The organism is Agrobacterium sp. CG160-95 (genome assembly GCF_053521725.1).
In genome coordinates this window covers 419,834-440,611 of the sequence record NZ_JBNWDU010000005.1, presented here as the reverse complement: position 1 = coordinate 440,611, position 20,778 = coordinate 419,834, and the positions used below count along the sequence as shown (strand labels likewise).

The following is a 20,778-nucleotide window of genomic DNA, read 5'->3' as shown; positions in this document are numbered from 1 at the left end:
TCACGAGAAAATTAATGCTGACAAAGTCTTTTTCCCACTTCGCATTTCCAGGCTGCCTGGTCGCTCTGCTAATCTTCGCCAGCCCTAGTCATGGAACGTGTTTATCTGACCAAATTATTGTCACGCCCAATTCAGAAATCGTTTTTGAAGGAGATAGCTTAACCTACGGCTTTGATGAAAGCGAAATTGCGGGTGAGCCAAAAATCAACGGCGCATGGCCACGAAGAAGCAAAGTTCCTTTTCCGGAAGAGGTAGGCAAAATTCTAAAGGATTTGCAAGTCACTAATCATGGCTTCCCAGGTGACAGAAGTGTCGACGGCATCAAAAGATGGGCGGCAAAGAAAACTGCCAGTCTGACAGTTTTGATGTATGGGACCAACGACTTCGGCAACTTCGGGAAACTGGAGAGGTCGCTTACAACAGAAGAATTTAAAGTAAACTTAGAACGGTTAATCAAGCGCCGCACACTCGCGGGGGGCCAAGTTCTTCTCGTGACGCCTCCCCCTATTGCCACAGGCGCAGTAGACGCGGGTTTAGAAGCGTATCGCGAGGTCGTTCGGAGTTCGGCGCGCGAACGGAACATGTTTTTCGTCGATGCCTCGGCAGCAATGTCAGATGTCCCCCAAAAATGGGTAGACGGCTTGCACCTAAGTGCGGCGGCCAATCAAGCGCTTGCGCGCGCGGTATCGAAGAGAATTTGCATACTCGCGCTTGATCCTGTCCGCGACTAAACCTCATTTGCGTTTATTCGGAGCGCTCTCGACGCCAGCCAATTTCGCAATACTTTGTTTGCGGGGACTTCAAACCGCTGCCATGTTTGTACACTGGTAAGAAGGGTCAGCCCAATCCCGCCAACCACAGTCAGAACGCAAAATAGTGGGCGATATTCCACGATGTGCGATGTCACCTTCGCGACAATTTGTAACACAAATGGATGGATGAGATATATTGCATAACTCGCTGAGCCAATCATAAGCACGGGTGAGTAATTTACGGATATGCCTCGTTTTTCTAAACCCAACAGCGCAAAAATTACTAAACTTCCTCCAACCCCCCAAGTTGCAGGCCTAGTAAACCCCTCGTACGACGGAAGGGAAATAATATCGGGTAGAGCAATGAGTACCGCCCCCGCTAACATGCTGCTTATCAAGCAGTAAGCTGGCAGACTTCTGAAATCGTATGCCAAGGACAAGCGTGCGAGCCAAACGCCTAACGCGAAGTCTAGTATAATCGGGTTCGTGTAAAATCGTAAGAATATGGAATCTTCAACATTCAAAACCAAATGTAGTGCGGCCAAAATTATTAATATCAGCGTAACGAAAAGCGATGCAGAAAATCTGTCTTTTATCCAAACGAAAATTCCAAATACAAAATAGAAAAGTATTTCGTAAATCAAGGTCCATCCTACATACAAAATAGGATACTCGACGCCATTTCTATGGACCGGTAGAAACAAGAAGGACTTGACAACATCATCTAGCGGAAGGGTGGTGACGCCAATCGGCCGCAGACCTAAAAGATATGCAGCACAGATGAGCAGATTGAGTAGCCAATACAATGGCACTATCCGTGCCAATCTATTGAAATAAAAGTCAAATATTGTTGTTTTTACCTTCTCGACGCTTGTTACCATAAGGAAGCCGGACAGCACAAAAAATATGTCAACGCCCGCATTTGCAGAGACAAAGATTGGAAGATCGGGATATGCACGTCGTAAGTCCGGAACGATGTGTACATAAACCACCATCAGTGCGGCCACAGCCCTGAGGGCATGAAGGTTCTTGATCAAGGTCGCTTCCTAGGCTAAAAATGTATTTTGGTATTTTTTGATATTTTAAGAAAAAAGATTGGGATAAAAATGAGTTCGGTAGTTATGCCGTCACTACTATATGTCACTCTCTTAGAGATAGCTGCATTCTTCAAACGTAACAAGCCCAAGCGCGATCCGGATGAATGGGTTCCCGCGCACGTTTTCCTTACCGTAATATCGATTGATGGTGAGAAACTTTCGCATGTGGTTATGCGGCGAGGTGGCGCCAACAACTACGAATATAGTACTTTAAGCGAAGATGAAAAACAGGAAATGTTTTCCGATTTAGCTTTATGAGTCTAGCGACAATATCTATGCATAAGGCTTTCCAAAGTGCAGCGACTAGAGCTTAACAGACCGCGTCAAGGCGATGAATTGCCCAGTTTCATTGAAGCGCTACCTATGTATCCCGGGCGGATAGTTGTGTCCCGTGGAATGATACGTTTATTTATATTCGTTTTTGGTTTCTTGTTGCAATGTAACGTTATTCCGACAGCCTTTGGGCTTCCGTTTCTTCGAATGACGGACATGATCGTTATAACAACAATACCTATATTGTATATAGTTTATATTAGGATGTTCAATTTTGCAATTATCCTAATTCATCTTGTTCCTGTGATTTTTGCACTCCTGATGTCGCTGACTTTTTTTAACGATAGAGGCAATGGGGAGTTATATTCATCCGTTTTTACGTTTTTATATATACTTTATTTTCTCCCGTTTACTTTCGCATTACTCCGGGAAGACTCTCTAAATTTATTTTGCTGGGGAATTTTGGCAGGATTTGTAGCGACAACGGTATTTTTGTTTGTTGATTTGTACGCTCCATACACGCTTACAAAGGTTGGTTTGGCCCTTATCTTTGACTATCAGGCAGTAGCTGATGCTGCAGCAAGCGGCGACTATAATGCACCTTTACTGCGCTTCGAAAAAGCTGGCGGACTTTGGACGCACGGAAATGAAGCTGGTCCAGTGCTCGCCTTGGCAGCTGCGGCCGCTGCATATCTAGCAGAGAGGCAGCGTAGCTTTCTTATATTTGCATCATTTTTAGCTGTATACCTCATCTCGTTTACTGCCACATTAAATAGATCAGGGCTGGGCACAGTGATTTTAATAGGACTACTGTCGTACACGTCTTCTATTTCGAGCCGGAAAATGGCTTTGACATTGGTGTATGCCATTATTGGAACTTTAATTATTTCAGTTATGTTGTCTTTTGGAGCATTTGATTGGCTCGATGACGCGATCTCGAAAAGGTTTATTGAGGATGAGAACGCCACCTCAAATATTTTTGAGCGACTTGAATCGCTAGGCTACGGCATCCAAGTAGCTCTCAACAACCCTTTTGGCGTAGGACTTATGGCTAGGGTTGCCGAGATGAAGATGCTCAGCCACTTTGGCACGCCTCATAATGGTTTTATTTCGACTGCATTTACTGCCGGCATATTGGTTTGTATTTTTGTTGTAAGCTCTGTCGCGTATATCGTGTTTCGTTTTAGAAAGGTTCGTTTTTTTCTTTACGTCGCAGTCACGCTGACTTGTGGCTATCTTTTTGAGGAGTTGGATGTCAACGCTGTCTTTATGGCTTGGGTAGGTTTGATGATCGGCTACACATGCTTGGATCTCGATTATCGATTGGTTCGGGGGCGGGTAATTTTGCGCTACTTGTCAAAAAGACTTTCTGAGCAGCCTCCCATTAGCTCCGACGTCACTAGCTTACCTGCTTTTAACTCCTAGATGGCCCGCTTGAGCGCTGTCAGTCGTAGCTCACCGAAGCGAAATTCGCCCAGCTCTGCGCCTACATCGCCACGAACGCCGCAAAGTGGGCCCGTGACATGCTCACCATGCCCAAAGATCACAATCAGCCGGTGGATGCGAAAACAGTGAAACGCTTCACCGATGAGATGCGAGCCCGCCTCGACGCCTGGACGAGATGTCCGGCGGGTAAGCCGCTATCCGCTTCTTTCTCGAGGAGGCCGGGTTCGGCCCTTTTTTACTGGTCTGGACAGGCCCATTTACTAAATCCTCGAGCGCCGGCACGCCTTCCAGCATTAGATCGGCGTAGATCTGCGCCAAATCCTTTCGGCGCTCGATGTGAAGCGCACAATTGTAGGCCGCTTCCACCTTGTCTTTCGATGTTTGGGCCAGCATCAAATCGATGACATAGCGGTCTTGCGGGTACCCATCATTCATGATTGACGAGAACGACGAAAGCCATGTGGCACATGCTTTTCGTAATAATCTGCCCGGTTCAGGAAGTAGCCCATGGCATTTAAGGACATCGGTTGCGTCGGCCGCCGCGGATTCGGAAAGACAAATTCGCCCCTACCCGTCAGCCTTCGCAACAGAGAGATAATCTCCATCGCTTGCCGAGGTAGCGGCACGAGGTGATCGTAAAGATCGTCTTGTTTCCGATCCAGCTTGAGCTTCATCCGTGACGCGAGGATGCGCCAAACCGGATTGTCTTCGTCCAAATCGTCCCATTCAGCCCAAGGCGTAGCTGCCTGGCGCCCAAACAGTGCTGGCAAGGTCGAACCACTCCTTTGCCACAACTTCAAATGTCGCTACCGCGTCAGAGCGCTGGATCGCCTTTTCAAGCTTTTTCTGCGCTGACGGGTCTTTCCCGGATTTGAGGAGCTGGCGCGCCTCGTCCCTCGCACGCCGTGCATCGAGCAAACCCATCTCAGGATAATCACCTATGACGAGCGTCTTTTCCTTGCCGAGAAACTCGTAGCGGTACCGGAAAATTTTGCCACCGGCTTTCGTGACGTAGACGTGCAGTCCGTTAGTGTCAGAAAGCTTGCAAGGCTTGTCCTGCGCCTTAGCTTTTCGAATCGCCGTGTCGGTTAGCACGCCCACCCCATCGATACCCGGTTTTCGCCACCTGATACCCGGTTTGGTACCCGGAAATGACCGGGATAGTACGAAACGTTATGGGAACCAGTGGGAATATATGAACCGGAACGATCGAGGCGCGCAAGGGCCAATGAGAACATATGGGAACATATGCGAAACGAAAGTGGCAGATGGGGTGGGATTCGAACCCACGGTACGCTCTCACGCACGCCGGTTTTCAAGACCGGTTCCTTAAACCACTCGGACACCCATCCATCGGTGGTGAGGCTTTATAGCGTTTTGAAAAAGGCCGTCAATCCCGATGGCGCACGCGCGCACAGCCTCTTCGCATCCGTCAGCACCTCATTGTCCTTGTGTCGTTGCAGGCGGCAGCAGAGACCCCTCGCCCGAAGGAAGTGCCGGACTTTGCTGAGGTGAGTGGAATAGCGCCAGACTCAGCACGATCGCCACAAGCACCAATAAAAGCGCCACGAAGAAGATTCCGGATTTATCCATGCGTCTGCTCATGTCCCGTTATGTTAGGCGCGAATATGTGCAATTCGAGGCAATCAAAGAATAAAACGACCTCCTGTCAAGTTGCCTGACAGATTTGTCCAGTTGATATTCCTAAATTCTTCCTACTTGAGCAAATTTTATGCGTCGGCGTACTGTTTGGGACGGAAGTGGCCTATCGCGTCAGTAATATTGTCATTTATATAGCCGCATCGCTCCCGGGCATTGCCCAACTTTCCCCGAGCGATCAACCTGCCCCGCCCGTTTGCGGGGCTTTTTTCTTTTATACTACCGAAAAACTGCGACCGGCGGATAAAGGCTGGGGGTGCGTTACCTGCTTTATGGTTTAGACACCGATGCTCGGTCCGCCATCGCCGTGCCGAAAACCGCCCCGGAAAATATCCTCGAGAAGGTTCAGCAGCGCCGGCGGTAACGTGTCGGACAGCTCTAGTATGATCTCGTTGGCGCGATTGTAGGAATAGATGGCGCAAAGTGTCAGCACCAGCAGCACGATCCACGGCCAGATTGGCTTGCGCTTAGACGGCGCCCCATTGGGTTGTTGCGGTACAGTCATCCCGGCACCTTCCGTTCAGGCCTTGACGCGCGGTTCGCCTCCCGGCGCATAGGCGGTTTTTTGCAGGAAACGGAATATGTTGCCGCACTGACCGCAGCGGATCATGAATTCCGTTGGATCGACCGAGGCACGCTCGGTGCGGAAGCCACGCGGCATTTCGTCAACGCGAAAATCGAGGTTACGGCGGTCTTTCTCATCCGATTCCGACACCTCGGCAAAACCCTGATGACCGCATTTGGAACATTCGAGTTTCCGGGAATATCTGTCGCGCGCTGCCATATGCCGTCCTTTGCTTGCACCCTATCAGGTAGCAGCGGCAAAACAGCATTTCAATGGCGATCGCCGCAGGTTAAAGCTTTGCCCGTCTGTTTTCAGCGTGGAAAACGCGTCCAGTGGCAAGAACAAGTCGGAAGCTCATGCACAACGAAGCCCCCCTGCTTTCATCCTCCCTGATACGGCGAGCAATCATCATTGCCGTCATTATTATATGCTTTGTTGCTGCCCTTAATATCGGCGTTAAGTGGTACGGCGAGCGGATCCTTCAGGCGGGCCATACAACAGCAACCGATGCGGTGGAGATCACAATCGGCAATGACCGGCTGAGACTTGCGAAAAACACGCTGCGTGTACCTTCCGACCGCCATGATGGAGAGCGTGAGCGGGCCGATCTTTACCTCACCTGGCCGGATCTCAAGGGATATGAAGACTCCAATCGCGCTGTTTTCGATGATCCGGCGCAGGCAGCAGGGCTTATTTTCATCCAGCTATCGCAAAGCACGATGTCTGAGGACATGTCCGGCCGTTTCGGGCCGATCTATGCCCGGTTGACGGAAGGAGAGCCTGTGCCGCTGAAACACGGCCTCACACTGCACCGCCTGCGTGCCGACGCAGGTTACGGCAAGGAAGTCATATTGACCGGGCAGCGAGAGGGCGAAAGTGACTATGTCGTGCGCTGCCTTCTGCCGCAAACCCAGCAGGCGTCGACGGGCAGCGACTGCCAGAGGGATATCCACGCCGGCCAGGACCTCAGCCTGTTCTACCGATTCTCCGCAACCTTGCTGCCACAATGGAAAGAACTCGACGCAGGTGTGAAACGCTACATCGAGCAGCGCCTCGTAAAAGACTGAAATCCGTGAAAAGGCGTGAGACAGATTGCGCCCGAAAAGTCGCATTTTATGGAGCGTGGATACCTTTCATAAACCACTTGGTAACGCCATCCCGATAAAGTTTCTTCCCGGAGCACTCGGGCGGGGCGCGTCCGAGCGGAACAGAAATATGCGATTGAAGAGTTCAGCAGTGTTGAAAAGTCTATTTGGGGCAGATTCGCGCAAAGCGGGTGCGACGTCTTTGGTAAGGTTCGTTGCGTTGACCCTTGCTGCGGCGTTCATAACCGCAACATCCGTTGGCACCGCACAGGCGGACCCGAAATATGCGGGCATCGTCATTGATGCCAAGACCGGCAAGGTTCTCTATGGCGAAGATCCGGATGGCCTGCGCTATCCTGCCTCGCTGACGAAGATGATGACGCTTTATCTTACGTTCGAGGCGCTTAATTCCGGACGCATTTCGCTCGATTCCAAGGTGCCGGTTTCGGCCAACGCCGCCAAGGAGCCTCCTTCCAAGCTCGGCGTGCGCGCCGGTGGCAGCATCACGGTCGAGCAGGCAATTCTTGCGCTCGTCACCCGTTCCGCTAACGACATGGCCACCGCACTCGGTGAATATATCGGCGGCTCCGAAGACCGTTTTGCCAGAATGATGACCGCCAAGGCCCGTGCGCTCGGCATGACGCGCACGACCTATCGTAACGCCAACGGTTTGCCAAACACGGCGCAGATGACGACGGCGCGTGACCAGGCCCGCCTTGGCATCGCCCTTCGCCAGCATTTCCCGCAATATTACGGCTACTTCTCCACGCGCACCTTCAATTTCGGCAAGCAGGTCATCGGCAACCACAATCGTCTCGTGGGAACCGTGCGCGGCGTAGATGGCATCAAGACCGGTTATACCCGTGCTGCCGGAAGCAATCTTGCAACATCGGCACAGCTAGACGGTCGCTCCATCGTCGCCGTCGTTCTTGGCGGCCGCTCGAGCGCTGCCCGTGACGCCACCATGCGCAAGCTTGTTGCGACCTACCTGCCGCAGGCCTCCCGCAGCGGCAACAGCAACCTGATTGCGCAGACGAGATCGGCACCTGTCGAAGAGCCAGTCGCTGTGGCTGTTGCTGCTCCACCTGTGGCAGTCGCGGCTCCGTCCGCAGCTGTCGCTGCGACAGATTCCGGCCTGCCGCATGCCGGCCCCGTACCGCAGACCCGTTACGAGGACGCGCCGGTTACTGCCTTTGCAGGCTCCTCTTCAAATGCGGCCGTAAAGGCCATGGAAGCCGCCACCTGGCAGAAGGGCAAGGATCCTATTTCTCAGGTAGCCGTCGCGCCTGACCGCAAGTTGATTACCAACTCGACCAAGGTGGACAATATCGTCACCGCGTCCACGCCAGCATCTGTACCCTCCACCCCTTCCGTTTCGGCAAAGGCTGAAGCTCCGCAGGGCGGCTGGGTGATCCAGATTGGCGCATCGCCGGATGAAAACTCGGCACGTGGCCTGTTGCAGAATGCGCAGGAAAAAGGCGGCGCCGCCCTTCGGTCCGCAAAACCCTTCACGGTGGCCTTCAGCAGAGAAGGCTCCCAGGTATACCGCGCCCGCTTCGGCGGCTTCGACGGCCAGGCCGCCGCGGTAAATGCATGCAATGCATTGAAAAAGAAAGGCGTCAGCTGCTGGGCGTCACTCCAGTAATCGACGTTCGTGCAGGCGGTGTCTTATTTGTTGAAACATCGCCTGTCTCCTCGAATTGTGTAATGTGTAGCGAGGCTTTCCAAGATGGCAGTTAACGAGAACTATTCGGACATTGCGTCTGGCAACGGGCAAGGCAGTCTGTCGGTTCTGCATCCCATTCACGAGGCGGCAATGCGCATTGCCGATCTCGGTCTTAACCGCTCCAAGGCAAAGACGCGTGATCTCGTCAGCCTGCTTCTGTCGCACGTCGCCCGCGCCTGGCGTGCCAATCAGCCGGAAGCAAATATCCACCTTCATGTCGGCCGCCGCTCCGGGCGTGCACCGGTCCATATCCGAATCCGCTGACAAACCGAACATAACCGGACGAGACAAAGAAAACCCCGCGGAGCCTGTGCACCGCGGGGTTTTTGTTGATTGACAATGAAGAAACGAGGCGGCTTACGCCTCGCTCTCCGGTGCCTCTGGCGTATCCGGCAGAGTGTCTGCCACATCTTCGCCATTGCCGTTTTCCGCCTCTTCGTCGCCTTCAGGCTCGTTGATACGTTCCACGGAAACCACCTTCTCATCCTTGGCGGTGGAGAAGATCGTCACGCCCTTGGTGGCGCGGCTTGCGATACGGATGCCGTTTACCGGCACTCGGATCAGCTGGCCGCCATCGGAAACCAGCATGATCTGGTCGCCTTCGTCCACCGGGAAGGCCGCAACGAGTTCGCCGATTTCCGTCGTCTTCGAGGTATCGGTGGCGCGGATGCCCTTGCCGCCACGACCCGACGTGCGGAAGTCGTAAGACGAAGAACGCTTGCCGTAGCCTTTTTCAGAGACGGTCAGCACGAATTCTTCGCGTGCCTTCAGTTCCTGATAACGCTCTTCGCTGAGTTCGCCTTCTTCCGCGACTTCCTCACCAACCAGTGCGATATCTTCCTCATCGACCCCGGCGGCACGCCGCTCGGTGGCCGAACGCTTGAGGTAGGCCGCACGCTCCCACGGTTCAGCTTCCACATGGCCCACAATGGTCATGGAGATAATGCGGTCGCCATCGGCCATGTTGATGCCGCGCACGCCAACCGAGTTGCGGCCGGCGAAGACGCGGACATCGTCGACGGGGAAGCGGATGCACTGGCCGAGTGCCGTCGTCAGCAATACGTCATCCTGGTCGGTACAGGTCTCGACGGAGAGGATTTCATCACCCTCCTCCTCCAGCTTCATGGCTATCTTGCCGTTGCGGTTGACCTGCACGAAATCGCCGAGCTTGTTGCGGCGAACCGTGCCGCGCGTCGTCGAGAACATCACATCGAGCGTTTCCCAGGTCGTTTCGTCCTCGGGCAACGGCATGATGGTGGTGATGCGCTCGCCGGGTTCCAGCGGCAGCATGTTGATGAGGGCCTTGCCCTTCGACTGCGGCGTACCGATCGGAAGGCGCCAGACCTTTTCCTTGTACACGATGCCGCGCGAGGAGAAGAACAGCACCGGCGTATGGGTATTGGCGACAAAGAGACGATTGACGAAATCTTCGTCGCGCGTCGCCATGCCGGAACGGCCCTTGCCGCCGCGACGCTGTGCCCGGTAGGTGGTCAGCGGCACGCGCTTGATATAGCCGAGATGCGAAACGGTGACGACCATATCTTCGCGGGAGATGAGGTCTTCATCATCCATGTCAGGACCGCCTTCGACGATCTCGGACCGGCGTGGCGTGCCGAACTCGTCGCGGATGGCGATAAGCTCATCCTTGACGATCTGCATGATGCGCAGCCGTGAAGACAGGATTTCGAGATATTCGCTGATTTCCGCGCCGATCTTGTTCAGCTCGTCGCCGATTTCGTCGCGGCCAAGCGCCGTCAGGCGGGCAAGGCGCAATTCGAGAATGGCGCGTGCCTGCTCTTCGGAGAGATTGTAGGTGCCGTCTTCATTGATGCGGTGGCGCGGATCGTCGATGAGACGGATCAGGCTTTCCACATCCTGCGCCGGCCAGCGCCGCGTCATCAGCTCTTCACGGGCCGAAGCCGGATCGGGAGCATGACGAATGACGCGGATGACTTCGTCGATATTGGCAACCGAGATCGCCAGACCGACCAACACATGCGCGCGGTCGCGCGCTTTGCGCAGCAGATACTTGGTGCGGCGGCTGACGACATCCTCACGGAAGGACACGAAGGCGCGCAGCATGTCCAGCAGCGTCATCTGTTCCGGCTTGCCGCCGTTCAGCGCCACCATGTTGCAGCCGAAGGAGGTCTGCAACGGCGTGTAGCGATAGATCTGGTTCAGGATAACTTCGGCATTGGCGTCGCGCTTCAGCTCGACGACGACGCGATAACCCTGGCGGTCGGACTCGTCGCGCAGATCGGAAATACCCTCGATGCGCTTTTCCTTGACCAGTTCGGCCATCTTCTCGATCATCGTCGCCTTGTTCACCTGATAGGGAACCTCGGTGATGATGATCTGCTCGCGGTCGCCGCGCATCGGCTCGATGGTCGCACGGCCGCGCATGATGACCGATCCGCGACCCGTCTCATAGGCAGAGCGAATGCCGGAACGGCCCATGATGAGCGCGCCGGTCGGGAAGTCCGGGCCAGGAATGATCTGCATCAGTTCCAGCAGCTCGATCGCCGGATTGTCGATGAGGGCGATACAGCCGTCGATGACTTCGGAAAGATTGTGCGGCGGAATGTTCGTCGCCATGCCGACGGCGATGCCGCCCGCCCCGTTGACCAGAAGGTTCGGGAATTTCGCGGGAATGACGACCGGCTCATGCAAGGTGCCGTCATAGTTATCGCGGAAATCCACCGTTTCCTTGTCGAGATCGTCGAGAAGCGAATGCGCTGCCTTTTCGAGACGGCACTCGGTGTAACGTTCGGCCGCCGGCGGATCGCCGTCGATGGAGCCGAAGTTACCCTGTCCGTCGATCAGCGGCAGGCGCAGAGACCAGTCCTGCGCCATGCGCGCCAGCGCATCGTAAATCGCCGCATTGCCGTGCGGATGGAATTTACCCATCACGTCACCGGTGACGCGGGCGCATTTGACGTATTTCTTGTTCCAGTCGATGCCGAGTTCGGACATGCCGTAAAGAATACGGCGATGAACCGGCTTCAGACCGTCACGGACATCGGGAAGCGCGCGGGAAACGATAACGCTCATGGCGTAATCGAGATAGGACCGCTGCATTTCCTCAATGATGGAAATCGGTTCAATGCCTGGCGGAAGTTTTCCGCCGCCGGGGGGGCTCTGGTCAGTCAAAACGGATCACATTCTCTGTTAAGAATCGGATGGATTTTTATAGCGGAAACAGCCACGTTAAGCCAATTTCCCGGCGAGTTTTGAACAGTCTTTTGCGTCATTTGCAAGACATACCCCGCTTTTCGCCATTTAGGTTGGCAAAAGCGACGCCGCTCCCTTTCAAAGCGAGTACGACTTGCGTAGGCTCCGGCCTAAAAACAGAACAGGCGGGGAAAGAATGGCCAGCAGCGAAACGCTCATCAACGCGCTTACAACACTTCTGGTCACGCTCGATCCGCCCGGTCTCGCGCCCGTATTTCTCGCACTCACGGTTGGAATGACGCGCGACCAGCGCGCCCAGGTGGCTCTGCGCGGTTCAATCATCGCCTTCGGCATTCTCGCCATCTTCGCCCTTTTCGGTCTCACCATCCTCAACCTTCTCGGCATTTCGCTGGGTGCCTTCCGCATCGCCGGTGGCCTGCTGCTGTTCTGGATTTCCTTCGAGATGATTTTCGAGAAACGCCAGGAGCGCAAGGAAAAGACCTCGGAGATCGCCATCACCAAGGACCATCTGCACAATCTGGCGGTCTTTCCGCTCGCCTTGCCGTTGATCGCCGGGCCTGGCGCCATTTCCGCGACCGTGCTCCTGGCGGGAACGATGAAGACGACGCTCGAAATGGTCGTGCTTATTCTCATCCTCGCCTTCGCCATGGCCCTCGTCTACGCCACCCTGATCGTCTCGGAACGCATGGACCGTTTTCTCGGCAATACCGGCCGCGCGATTCTGACAAGGCTGCTCGGCGTCCTTCTTGCCGCGCTTTCCGTGCAGTTCGTAGTGGACGGCATAAAATCGGCCTTCGCATTCTGACGACCATCGGTTCACAACAAAATGCCGCAAACGGCCGGATTTGCGAAAAATCCGCCCTTTGAATCCGGCTCCTGCCTCGGTTAAAAGACGCGCGTCTTTTTTCCGCACCAGAAAGCTCTCTCCATGCGATCCACGCTGCGCCGCCTCATCCCGGATGCCGCTCCCGTCAGTAACCGGGAAAGGCTGCGCGCGGCGGCGGGCGCCTTCGTCGGCATTTCGCTGACCGGACTTCTGGGCAGCCTTGCTTTCCGCTTAGACCCTACCCTGCCCGCCATGATCGCGCCGATGGGCGCCTCGGCGGTGCTTTTATTCGCCGTGCCATCCAGCCCCCTTGCGCAGCCCTGGTCGATCCTCTGCGGCAACATCGTGTCGGCTTTCGTGGGCGTGACGGTGGCTCTACTCGTTCCGGATATTTTCCTTGCCAGCGCGCTTGCCATAAGCCTTGCCATTGCTGCCATGATGGCGCTGCGCTGCCTGCACCCGCCAAGCGGCGCGGTGGCGCTGACGGCCGTTCTCGGCGGTCCCGCCGTGCATAGTCTCGGCTATGGCTTTATTCTCTGGCCGGTCGCCGGAAACTCGCTCATCCTTCTCATCCTCGCGCTCGTTTATAACAATGCCACCGGCCGCGCCTATCCGCACGGCCTGAGGTTGGGAAAGGCCAGCCACGGCACGGCAGACCCGACGCCAATACAGAAAATCGGCTTTTCCTCAGCCGATCTGGACGAGGTGCTGAAGGAATATGACGAGGTTCTCGATATTGATCGCGATGTGCTGGAGATGATTTTGCGCAAGACGGAATTGCGCTCCTGGCGCCGCCGCGCCCTCCACCTCGATTGCGCCAGCGTCATGTCACGCGATGTGGTCGGCGTCGCCCCGGATGATAGCCTGCGCCACGCTCATTCACTGATGCACAACCACCATTTCAAGGCGCTGCCCGTGACCAACGACAGGGCCGAAATCGTCGGCATCGTCACTCAGACGGATTTTCTTGAAAAGGCTAGCTGGAGAAACGGCCGCCCTTCCATCGGTTTCCTGCAGCGCCTGCGCCTTATTCTCTCAGGCACAAGCGCACCCAACGATACCGTCAAGGATATCATGACATCGCCTGTTAGAACCGTGCAGCCGGAAACGGCGATCGAGGAAGCAATCATCCGCTTTGCGGAGGAAGGGCTGCATTACCTGCCGGTGATCGACGCCAACGGCAAGATGGTGGGTATTCTTTCGCAGTCCGATGTCATGGTTGCGATGCTGGCGGACAAAGCCGCGGCATAGGTCGTCGCGACCTTGAAGCGGGCAACCGGTTTCGACCGGCCCCCGCCCCGTCAATCACGGTTCCGATCAGAACGGGATATCGTCGTCCATGTCACTGGAGAAGCCGCCGGAAGGCTGGCTGCCGCCACGCGAGGCACCGCCGCGGGCCGCCGGCTGCTGGTCGTAACCGCCACCGTAGTTACCGCCGCCGCTGCCATAATCTCCACCGCCGATGTCGCCACCGCTGCGGCTGCCGCCGCCACCTTCGCCGCGACCGTCGAGCATCGTCAGCGTGGAGTTGAAGCCCTGCAGTACCACTTCGGTGGAGTAACGGTCGTTACCGGTCTGGTCCTGCCACTTGCGCGTCTGCAGCTGGCCTTCAATGTAGAGCTTGGCGCCCTTTTTCACATATTGTTCGACAACCTTGCACAGACCTTCGTTGAAAACGACGACCGTGTGCCATTCTGTCTTTTCCTTGCGCTCGCCGCTGTTGCGGTCCCGCCACGTCTCTGAGGTGGCGATACGCAGATTGGCGATCGGACGGCCGTCCTGCGTCCGGCGAATTTCGGGATCGGCGCCAACGTTCCCAATCAGAATTACCTTGTTTACGCTACCAGCCATCTCGTCATCCTGTCCGCCAGCCATCGTGACCGGCAATTGTATTTCAAAAAATCCCGCACACAATAACCATCGCCGCCCGCAAAGGGCACCGCAACGGGGAACAATCCACAGCGAATAATCCCGACTTTCTCAGAGAGTATATTCGCACTTGCAATTTGTTCCTTTTTTGTTCTATTAAATCACGAAATTCGAGTCAAGTGAGCCGAAAAGCCATCGATCGATAGGGAATAAACCTCGACACGTCCGGTTGCGTCACTACATAAGGACGCGCCGCCATCAGGCCTGTTAATTTTGTCCGAGCTTTATCATGAGTGAACTGAAGACGATTTCCATCCGTGGTGCCCGTGAGCATAACCTCAAGGGTATCGATCTGGATCTACCGCGCAATAAGCTGATCGTCATGACCGGGCTCTCCGGCTCGGGCAAGTCGTCGCTCGCCTTCGACACAATCTATGCCGAGGGCCAGCGCCGTTATGTCGAGAGCCTCTCGGCCTATGCGCGCCAGTTCCTCGAAATGATGCAGAAGCCGGATGTAGACCGCATCGAGGGGCTTTCTCCGGCGATTTCCATCGAGCAGAAAACCACCTCGAAGAACCCGCGCTCTACGGTCGGCACGGTCACGGAAATCTACGACTATATGCGCCTGCTGTTTGCGCGTGTCGGTGTGCCCTACTCGCCGGCGACGGGCCTGCCGATCGAGAGCCAGACGGTCAGCCAGATGGTCGACCGTATCCTTGCCTTCGAGGAAGGCACGCGCCTTTATATTCTCGCGCCGATCGTGCGCGGCCGCAAAGGCGAATATAAAAAGGAACTCGCCGAACTGATGAAGAAGGGCTTCCAGCGCGTCAAGGTGGATGGCCAGTTCTACGAGATCGCTGACGTTCCCGTCCTCGACAAGAAGTACAAACACGATATCGATGTGGTGGTGGACCGCGCCGTCGTGCGCCCGGACATGGCAGCACGCCTTGCCGACAGTCTCGAGACCTGCCTCAAGCTCGCCGACGGGTTGGCAGTGGCCGAATTTGCCGACAAGCCCCTGCCGCCGGAAGAAACCTCGGCTGGCGGCTCCGCAAACAAATCGCTCAATGAGACCCACGAGCGTATGCTGTTTTCGGAAAAATTCGCCTGCCCGGTCTCCGGCTTCACCATCCCGGAAATCGAGCCCCGGCTTTTCTCCTTCAACAATCCCTTCGGCGCCTGCCCCACCTGTGACGGTCTCGGCTCGCAGCAGAAGGTGGACGAAAACCTGATCGTGCCAGAACCTGCACGCACCCTGCGGGATGGCGCGATCGCCCCCTGGGCCAAGTCGTCTTCCCCCTATTACAACCAGACGCTGGAGGCGCTGGGCAAGGCCTTCGGTTTCAAGCTGTCGAGCAAATGGACGGACCTTTCGAAAGAGGCGCAGCACGCCATTCTCCAGGGCACTGACGACAAGATCGAGTTCAACTATCAGGACGGCGCGCGCTCCTACAAGACGGTGAAGAATTTCGAAGGCATCGTTCCCAATCTGGAGCGTCGCTGGAAAGAAACCGACAGCGCCTGGGCGCGCGAGGAAATCGAGCGTTATATGTCGGCGGCCCCCTGCCCGGCCTGCGCCGGCTATCGCCTGAAGCCGGAAGCGCTCGCCGTCAAGATCAACAGAATGCACATCGGCGAAGTCACCCAGATGTCGATCCGTATGGCACGCGACTGGTTCGAGACGCTGCCGGAAAATCTGAACGCCAAACAGAACGAGATCGCGGTTCGCATCCTCAAGGAAATCCGCGAACGTCTGCGATTCCTCAACGATGTCGGGCTGGATTATCTCAGCCTGTCACGCAATTCCGGCACGCTTTCCGGCGGAGAAAGCCAGCGCATCCGGCTTGCTTCGCAGATCGGTTCCGGCCTCACCGGCGTTCTCTATGTTCTGGATGAGCCGTCCATCGGCCTGCATCAGCGTGACAATGCCCGTCTGCTCGATACGCTGAAACATCTGCGTGATATCGGCAATACGGTGATTGTGGTCGAACACGACGAGGATGCCATTCTGACGGCGGATTATGTTGTTGATATCGGCCCGGCCGCCGGCATTCACGGCGGTCAGGTGATCGCCGAAGGCACGCCGCAGGAGGTCATGGCCAATCCGAAATCGCTGACCGGCAAATATCTATCCGGCGAACTCGGCGTCGCCGTGCCGGCAGAACGCCGCAAGCCGAAAAAGGGCCGCGAAATCAAGGTTTTTGGCGCACGCGGCAACAACCTGAAGAATGTGACTGCGGCCGTTCCCCTTGGCGTTTTCACCGCCGTTACCGGCGTGTCGGGTGGTGGCAAATCCACCTTCCTGATCGAGACGCTCTATAAGTCGGCAGCACGCCGGGTGATGGGCGCGCGCGAAATTCCGGCCGAGCATGACCGCATCGATGGTTTCGAATTCATCGACAAGGTGATCGATATCGACCAGTCGCCAATCGGCCGCACACCACGATCAAACCCCGCCACCTACACCGGCGCATTCACGCCGATCCGTGACTGGTTCGCCGGTCTGCCAGAGGCGAAGGCCCGCGGTTATGCACCTGGCCGTTTCTCCTTCAACGTCAAGGGCGGCCGCTGCGAAGCCTGCCAGGGCGACGGTGTCATCAAGATCGAGATGCACTTCCTGCCGGATGTTTATGTCACCTGCGACGTCTGCCACGGCAAGCGTTACAATCGCGAGACGCTGGATGTGACCTTCAAGGGCAAGTCCATTGCCGACGTGCTGGATATGACGGTGGAAGAAGGCGTTGAGTTCTTCGCCGCCGTTCCGGCCGTGCGTGACAAGCTGCAAGCGCTGTTCGATGTCGGCCTCGGTTACATCAAGGTCGGCCAGCAGGCCAATACGCTCTCCGGCGGCGAGGCGCAGCGCGTCAAGCTCGCCAAGGAACTGTCGAAACGCTCCACCGGCCGCACGCTCTATATTCTCGATGAGCCGACGACGGGTCTCCATTTCCACGACGTCAACAAGCTTCTGGAAATGCTGCAGGCGCTGGTGGATCAGGGCAATTCCGTCGTGGTAATCGAGCACAATCTCGAAGTCATCAAGACGGCCGACTGGATCATCGATATTGGCCCCGAAGGCGGCACGGGCGGCGGCGAAGTGGTGGCAACCGGCACGCCGGAAGACATCGTCAAGAACGAGCGATCCTATACCGGCCATTTCCTGAAGGAACTTCTGGAACGCCGGCCGGCCGGAAAACGCGAGGCTGCGGAGTAATCCGCACCTTTCGCAGCAAGGGTAGGTAAGGCCGATAGCCCGAGGAGGAACAGTATATGTCGACATCAGGCACGATCCGCACCGGTATCGGCGGCTGGACTTTCGAGCCGTGGGAAGGCACGTTTTATCCGGAAAAACTGCCGAAGAAACGCCAGCTGGAACATGCCAGCCGGCAATTGACGGCGATCGAGGTGAACGGCACCTATTATAGCAGCCAGAAACCCGAGACCTTCGCCAAATGGACGGCGGACGTGCCTGAGGATTTCGTTTTCTCCCTGAAGGCAAGCCGCTTCGTCACCAACCGCAAGGTCCTGGCCGAGGCGGGTGAATCCATGACGAAGTTCCTGACGCAGGGACTGACGGAGCTCGGCCACCATCTCGGCCCGATTCTCTGGCAATTCGCGCCGACTAAAAAATTCGACGCCGAGGATTTCGGGGCGTTTCTGGCATTGCTGCCCGAAAAACAGGACGGCGTCAGCCTTCGCCACGTGGTCGAAGTGCGAAACCCGACATTTCAGGTGCCGGAATTCATCGATCTTCTCGCCAAACACAAGGTCGCGGTCGTCTGCGCCGACCATCACGATTATCCGATGCTGCCTGACGTAACTGCCGATTTCGTCTATTGCCGCCTGCAAAAGGGCGAAGACGATATCGAGACCTGTTATCCGAAGGCCGAGATTGACCATTGGGCAAAACGGGTCAAGACCTATGCGGCGGGCGGTGTTCCGGATGACCTGCCGCTGATCGCTCCCGATAGAAAAGTAGAGAAGACCCCTCGCGATGTCTTCGCTTTCTTCATCACCGGCGGCAAGGTCAATGCACCAAACGGCGCACAGGTATTGCAGAAATTGGTCTGACTGGCTCAGCCAGCCATTTCTTTCGCCGGGTTGAAATCGACTGCCGCGAACGCCGCCTCGATCACCTCGGTTCCAGCGCCCGGCCGTGTGGCGTCGCTGGAAAGGATTTGCCGGAAACGGCGCGCGCCGGGCATGCCCTGAAACAGGCCGACCATGTGGCGGGTGACGTGATTGAGGCGCCCGCCGGCGGCAATATAGTCGGCGGCGTAGGCCATCATCGCATCACGCAGCCCCATCCAGTCAGCTTGCCGGGCCTCTTCGCCATAAATGCGATGGTCGACATCGGCAAGGATGGACGTATTGTGATAGGCCGCACGGCCAAGCATCACGCCGTCCATATGCTGCAGATGGAGGCTTGCCTGATCGAGATCGGAGATACCGCCGTTGATACCGATGAAGATGTCAGGATTTTCCCGCTTCATGCGATAGACGAGATCATAATCGAGCGGCGGCACCTCACGGTTTTCCTTCGGCGAAAGCCCTTGCAGCCAAGCCTTGCGCGCATGGATCCAGACCGCATCCGCGCCCGCCGCCACGACCCGCGAAAGAAAATCCGGCAGCACGGCTTCCGGCTCCTGATCGTCCACGCCGATGCGGCATTTGACCGTGACCGGCACCTTCGCAACGGCCTTCATCGCCGTCACGCATTGCGCGACAATCTCGGGTTCGCGCATCAGACATGCGCCGAAAGTGCCGGATTGCACCCGGTCCGAAGGACAGCCGACATTAAGGTTGATCTCGTCATAGCCATAATCGCCGGCGATCCGCACCGCCTCCGAAAGCTTTACCGGATCCGACCCACCGAGTTGCAGTGCAACCGGATGTTCCTGAGTATGATAGCTGAGCAACCTGTCGCGCTGGCCATGGATGATGGCGTCTGCAACGATCATTTCCGTGTAAAGCAGCGCACGCTTCGACAATTGCCGGTGCAGAAATCTGCACCTCGTGTCCGTCCAATCGATCATCGGGGCCACGGCAAAAAATTTTTCGCCTGATTTCACTGCACTTTCGTAAAAATTCAACGCTTTAGGTCCACTATCTCAATGTCACTGGTTATCGTTTCCTGTCGTACTTTTTCACGATGTTGCACCCAGTTTCATAGTCAAGTACAACAATGTCGTACCGAGAAAGGAATGTTGTACCGATGGGCACCATCACCGCGAGAAAACGAAAAGACGGTTCAGTTGGTTATACCGCGCAGATCCTTCGAAAAAAAGGCGGGCGTATTGTTTTCCGGGAAGCCAAGACTTTTGATCGAAAGCGCGAGGCGGAGGCGTGGGTTCGATTTCGCGAGACTGAAATCGATAAGCCTGGCGCGCTGGAGCGGCTGAATGCGAACCGCTTCACCCTGGCAGACGCCATTGATCGGTACGTGAAAGAGAAAGAAACGATGGGAGCCACCAAATATCAGGTGCTTCGGACGATCAAGACCTTCAAGCTCGCCACGATGGACTGCGCAGATATTCGAAGCGACGACATCGTCACATTCGCGAACGAACTGGCCGAGGGCCGTAAGCCGCAGACGGTCGGAAGCTACATTTCGCACCTGTCTTCCATATTCTCCATTGCTCGGCCGGCGTGGGGTATGCCGCTAGATCCTGTTGTAATTCGCGACGCACAGACCGTGCTGCGGAAACTCAATACCATTGCAAATTCGGAGAGCCGAACGCGCCGCCCTACCCTAGCCGAACTCGACAAGATCATGGAATACTTTACCAAGCGAAATCAGGCCACGCCGCATGTGTCGCGCATGGATCGGGTTGTCGCCTTCGCTATTTATTCGACGCGCCGGCAAGAGGAGATCGTTCGCATAGAATGGGAGGATCTGGACGAGGTTCACAGCCGCATTCTTGTCAGGGATTTAAAGCATCCTGGCCAAAAGAAGGGTAACGACGTGTGGTGCGAGCTTCCACCTGAGGCAATGCAGATCATCAAAGCTATGCCTAAGAATGGGCTACGGATATTCCCCTACGGTACAGCTGGGGTCGGCGCCGCGTTCACACGTGCCTGCCAGTTCCTTGAGATCGAAGACCTACATTTCCACGACTTGCGGCACGAAGGGATATCGCGCCTGTTCGAGATGGGAAGGACGATCCCACTCGCCGCCAGCGTGTCGGGCCATCGAACATGGAACAGCTTGAAACGGTATACGCAGATCAGGGAGAGAGGAGATAAATTCGAGGGTTGGAAGTGGTTGAAGACGGTGACGGAAAGCTAGAC

Annotated in this window: 20 protein-coding genes and 1 tRNA gene; 11 read left to right on the top strand and 10 right to left on the bottom strand. The window is 56.0% G+C overall.

What is annotated here, in order from left to right; genetic code table 11:
- Window positions 1-14: 14 nt before the first annotated feature.
- Window positions 15-731 (top strand): SGNH/GDSL hydrolase family protein, encoded by a 717-nt coding sequence (locus ACQZ63_RS19535; protein ID WP_113555809.1) that lies wholly within the window; start codon window positions 15-17, stop codon window positions 729-731.
- Here the strand turns inward: ACQZ63_RS19535 and ACQZ63_RS19530 are convergent.
- Window positions 728-1,789, bottom strand: coding sequence for an acyltransferase family protein (locus tag ACQZ63_RS19530; RefSeq protein ID WP_113555808.1), 1,062 nt, complete (start codon window positions 1,787-1,789; stop codon window positions 728-730). The two genes, ACQZ63_RS19535 and ACQZ63_RS19530, sit on opposite strands and share 4 nt — an antisense overlap.
- Before the next feature lie 69 nt (window positions 1,790-1,858).
- Between ACQZ63_RS19530 and ACQZ63_RS19525 the strand changes: the two genes are divergently transcribed.
- Window positions 1,859-2,107 (top strand): hypothetical protein, encoded by a 249-nt coding sequence (locus ACQZ63_RS19525; protein WP_162690516.1) that lies wholly within the window; start codon window positions 1,859-1,861, stop codon window positions 2,105-2,107.
- A gap of 231 nt (window positions 2,108-2,338) precedes the next feature.
- Window positions 2,339-3,547 (top strand): O-antigen ligase domain-containing protein, encoded by a 1,209-nt coding sequence (locus ACQZ63_RS19520; RefSeq protein ID WP_448799386.1) that lies wholly within the window; start codon window positions 2,339-2,341, stop codon window positions 3,545-3,547.
- A gap of 452 nt (window positions 3,548-3,999) precedes the next feature.
- On the opposite strand, the gene ACQZ63_RS19515 is transcribed toward ACQZ63_RS19520, so the two are convergent.
- The 6 genes from ACQZ63_RS19515 to ACQZ63_RS19490 all read right to left on the bottom strand — a co-directional run bounded on the left by ACQZ63_RS19515 (window position 4,000) and on the right by ACQZ63_RS19490 (window position 6,011).
- Window positions 4,000-4,284, bottom strand: coding sequence for a tyrosine-type recombinase/integrase (locus ACQZ63_RS19515; RefSeq protein WP_448799385.1), 285 nt, complete (start codon window positions 4,282-4,284; stop codon window positions 4,000-4,002).
- A gap of 10 nt (window positions 4,285-4,294) precedes the next feature.
- Window positions 4,295-4,669, bottom strand: a complete 375-nt coding sequence (locus ACQZ63_RS19510; protein WP_448799384.1) for an Arm DNA-binding domain-containing protein — start codon at window positions 4,667-4,669, stop codon at window positions 4,295-4,297.
- A 161-nt stretch (window positions 4,670-4,830) separates the two neighbouring features.
- Window positions 4,831-4,920, bottom strand: a tRNA-Ser gene (locus ACQZ63_RS19505).
- A gap of 88 nt (window positions 4,921-5,008) precedes the next feature.
- The gene (locus tag ACQZ63_RS19500) at window positions 5,009-5,161 is read right to left on the bottom strand and encodes a hypothetical protein (protein WP_034502322.1); all 153 of its coding nucleotides are present in this window, start codon (window positions 5,159-5,161) and stop codon (window positions 5,009-5,011) included.
- Between the two features lie 343 nt (window positions 5,162-5,504).
- Window positions 5,505-5,732: a hypothetical protein gene (locus tag ACQZ63_RS19495; RefSeq protein WP_448799383.1), complete on the bottom strand. Its 228-nt coding sequence runs from the start codon at window positions 5,730-5,732 to the stop codon at window positions 5,505-5,507.
- 15 nt (window positions 5,733-5,747) lie between these two features.
- Entirely contained in the window at window positions 5,748-6,011 is a 264-nt protein-coding gene (locus ACQZ63_RS19490) for a hypothetical protein (RefSeq protein ID WP_003515255.1), read from the bottom strand.
- A gap of 137 nt (window positions 6,012-6,148) precedes the next feature.
- Here ACQZ63_RS19490 and ACQZ63_RS19485 point away from each other — a divergent pair, with 137 nt between their 5' ends.
- The 3 genes from ACQZ63_RS19485 (at window position 6,149) to ACQZ63_RS19475 (ending at window position 8,867) form a co-directional block, all read left to right on the top strand.
- The gene (locus ACQZ63_RS19485) at window positions 6,149-6,859 is read left to right on the top strand and encodes a hypothetical protein (RefSeq protein ID WP_113555806.1); all 711 of its coding nucleotides are present in this window, start codon (window positions 6,149-6,151) and stop codon (window positions 6,857-6,859) included.
- 148 nt (window positions 6,860-7,007) lie between these two features.
- Complete coding sequence (locus ACQZ63_RS19480; RefSeq protein WP_003515257.1) at window positions 7,008-8,522, top strand: D-alanyl-D-alanine carboxypeptidase family protein; 1,515 nt, start codon at window positions 7,008-7,010, stop codon at window positions 8,520-8,522.
- An 84-nt stretch (window positions 8,523-8,606) separates the two neighbouring features.
- On the top strand, window positions 8,607-8,867 hold the full coding sequence (locus ACQZ63_RS19475; RefSeq protein ID WP_448799382.1) for a hypothetical protein: 261 nt from the start codon (window positions 8,607-8,609) through the stop codon (window positions 8,865-8,867).
- Between the two features lie 93 nt (window positions 8,868-8,960).
- On the opposite strand, the gene gyrA is transcribed toward ACQZ63_RS19475, so the two are convergent.
- The gene (gene gyrA / locus ACQZ63_RS19470) at window positions 8,961-11,753 is read right to left on the bottom strand and encodes a DNA gyrase subunit A (protein ID WP_025593447.1); all 2,793 of its coding nucleotides are present in this window, start codon (window positions 11,751-11,753) and stop codon (window positions 8,961-8,963) included.
- A 217-nt stretch (window positions 11,754-11,970) separates the two neighbouring features.
- Here gyrA and ACQZ63_RS19465 point away from each other — a divergent pair, with 217 nt between their 5' ends.
- Together ACQZ63_RS19465 and ACQZ63_RS19460 are read left to right on the top strand one after the other, a co-directional pair.
- Entirely contained in the window at window positions 11,971-12,600 is a 630-nt protein-coding gene (locus tag ACQZ63_RS19465) for a MarC family protein (RefSeq protein ID WP_003515260.1), read from the top strand.
- Window positions 12,601-12,723: 123 nt separating this feature from the next.
- Window positions 12,724-13,872, top strand: a complete 1,149-nt coding sequence (locus tag ACQZ63_RS19460) for a CBS domain-containing protein (RefSeq protein WP_112497366.1) — start codon at window positions 12,724-12,726, stop codon at window positions 13,870-13,872.
- A gap of 66 nt (window positions 13,873-13,938) precedes the next feature.
- On the opposite strand, the gene ACQZ63_RS19455 is transcribed toward ACQZ63_RS19460, so the two are convergent.
- Window positions 13,939-14,472 carry a single-stranded DNA-binding protein gene (locus ACQZ63_RS19455; RefSeq protein ID WP_065687409.1) on the bottom strand — a complete coding sequence of 178 codons (534 nt, stop codon included), beginning with the start codon at window positions 14,470-14,472 and terminating at the stop codon, window positions 13,939-13,941.
- 307 nt (window positions 14,473-14,779) lie between these two features.
- On the opposite strand from ACQZ63_RS19455, the gene uvrA reads away from it, so the two are divergent.
- Entirely contained in the window at window positions 14,780-17,701 is a 2,922-nt protein-coding gene (uvrA, locus tag ACQZ63_RS19450; protein WP_003515263.1) for an excinuclease ABC subunit UvrA, read from the top strand.
- A 56-nt stretch (window positions 17,702-17,757) separates the two neighbouring features.
- Window positions 17,758-18,558, top strand: coding sequence for a DUF72 domain-containing protein (locus ACQZ63_RS19445; RefSeq protein ID WP_113555805.1), 801 nt, complete (start codon window positions 17,758-17,760; stop codon window positions 18,556-18,558).
- A gap of 5 nt (window positions 18,559-18,563) precedes the next feature.
- On the opposite strand, the gene dusA is transcribed toward ACQZ63_RS19445, so the two are convergent.
- Window positions 18,564-19,580, bottom strand: coding sequence for a tRNA dihydrouridine(20/20a) synthase DusA (gene dusA, locus ACQZ63_RS19440; RefSeq protein WP_448799381.1), 1,017 nt, complete (start codon window positions 19,578-19,580; stop codon window positions 18,564-18,566).
- Between the two features lie 122 nt (window positions 19,581-19,702).
- On the opposite strand from dusA, the gene ACQZ63_RS19435 reads away from it, so the two are divergent.
- Window positions 19,703-20,776, top strand: a complete 1,074-nt coding sequence (locus tag ACQZ63_RS19435) for a tyrosine-type recombinase/integrase (protein WP_448799380.1) — start codon at window positions 19,703-19,705, stop codon at window positions 20,774-20,776.
- The last annotated feature ends 2 nt before the right edge of the window (window positions 20,777-20,778 follow it).

Excerpts from the sequence above, each read along its gene's own strand:
- ACQZ63_RS19495 (WP_448799383.1), bottom strand. The coding sequence starts at position 5,732 with ATGACTGTACCGCAACAACCCAATGGGGCGCCGTCTAAGCGCAAGCCA.
- ACQZ63_RS19480 (WP_003515257.1), top strand. The coding sequence starts at position 7,008 with ATGCGATTGAAGAGTTCAGCAGTGTTGAAAAGTCTATTTGGGGCAGAT.
- ACQZ63_RS19535 (WP_113555809.1), top strand. The coding sequence starts at position 15 with ATGCTGACAAAGTCTTTTTCCCACTTCGCATTTCCAGGCTGCCTGGTC.
- ACQZ63_RS19455 (WP_065687409.1), bottom strand. The coding sequence starts at position 14,472 with ATGGCTGGTAGCGTAAACAAGGTAATTCTGATTGGGAACGTTGGCGCC.
- ACQZ63_RS19445 (WP_113555805.1), top strand. The coding sequence starts at position 17,758 with ATGTCGACATCAGGCACGATCCGCACCGGTATCGGCGGCTGGACTTTC.
- ACQZ63_RS19465 (WP_003515260.1), top strand. The coding sequence starts at position 11,971 with ATGGCCAGCAGCGAAACGCTCATCAACGCGCTTACAACACTTCTGGTC.
- ACQZ63_RS19525 (WP_162690516.1), top strand. The coding sequence starts at position 1,859 with ATGAGTTCGGTAGTTATGCCGTCACTACTATATGTCACTCTCTTAGAG.
- uvrA (WP_003515263.1), top strand. The coding sequence starts at position 14,780 with ATGAGTGAACTGAAGACGATTTCCATCCGTGGTGCCCGTGAGCATAAC.
- ACQZ63_RS19500 (WP_034502322.1), bottom strand. The coding sequence starts at position 5,161 with ATGGATAAATCCGGAATCTTCTTCGTGGCGCTTTTATTGGTGCTTGTG.
- ACQZ63_RS19435 (WP_448799380.1), top strand. The coding sequence starts at position 19,703 with ATGGGCACCATCACCGCGAGAAAACGAAAAGACGGTTCAGTTGGTTAT.
- ACQZ63_RS19475 (WP_448799382.1), top strand. The coding sequence starts at position 8,607 with ATGGCAGTTAACGAGAACTATTCGGACATTGCGTCTGGCAACGGGCAA.
- ACQZ63_RS19485 (WP_113555806.1), top strand. The coding sequence starts at position 6,149 with ATGCACAACGAAGCCCCCCTGCTTTCATCCTCCCTGATACGGCGAGCA.
- ACQZ63_RS19490 (WP_003515255.1), bottom strand. The coding sequence starts at position 6,011 with ATGGCAGCGCGCGACAGATATTCCCGGAAACTCGAATGTTCCAAATGC.
- ACQZ63_RS19460 (WP_112497366.1), top strand. The coding sequence starts at position 12,724 with ATGCGATCCACGCTGCGCCGCCTCATCCCGGATGCCGCTCCCGTCAGT.
- ACQZ63_RS19520 (WP_448799386.1), top strand. The coding sequence starts at position 2,339 with ATGATCGTTATAACAACAATACCTATATTGTATATAGTTTATATTAGG.